Here is a 553-nt window from a genome sequence, read left to right as displayed (position 1 = left end):
GTGGTTGCTGCAATAGCATGGTGGATGTTGCGTCCTGCGGGGATACCGGAAGGGTTTGCCGCCAGCAACGGCAGAATTGAAGCCACTGAAGTGGATATTGCCACCAAAATTGCCGGACGTATTGATACGATCCTCGTATCGGAAGGGCAGTTCGTTCGTCAGGGCGAGGTGCTGGCGAAAATGGATACCCGCGTGCTGCACGAGCAGCGGCTGGAAGCGGTCGCGCAAATCAAAGAAGCGGAAAGTGCAGTTGCGGCGGCACGGGCGTTGCTGGAACAACGGCAAAGTGAAATGCGCGCCGCGCAGTCGGTGGTAAAACAGCGCGAGGCGGAACTGCAGTCGGTCTCTAAACGTCACGTTCGCTCCCGTTCGCTATCCCAGCGTGGTGCGGTGTCTGAGCAACAGCTGGATGACGACAGGGCTGCGGCGGAAAGCGCTCGCGCGGCGCTGGAATCTGCAAGGGCGCAGGTCTCTGCGGCAAAAGCCGCGATTGAAGCCGCCCGTACCAGCATTATTCAGGCGCAAACCCGCGTTGAAGCCGCGCAGGCACCGA

The 553-nt window shown here is 60.4% G+C and carries 1 pseudogene; it reads left to right on the top strand.

What is annotated here, in order from left to right:
* Positions 1 to 553 (top strand): annotated as a pseudogene (locus JTI85_RS00020) (HlyD family secretion protein); the annotation flags it as partial.

Source organism: Citrobacter sp. Colony219 (assembly GCF_019382635.1).
GTDB classification, from domain to species: domain Bacteria; phylum Pseudomonadota; class Gammaproteobacteria; order Enterobacterales; family Enterobacteriaceae; genus Citrobacter; species Citrobacter youngae.
Note: the sequence above shows the minus strand (reverse complement) of the source record. Positions and strands in the feature narration are given on the sequence as shown.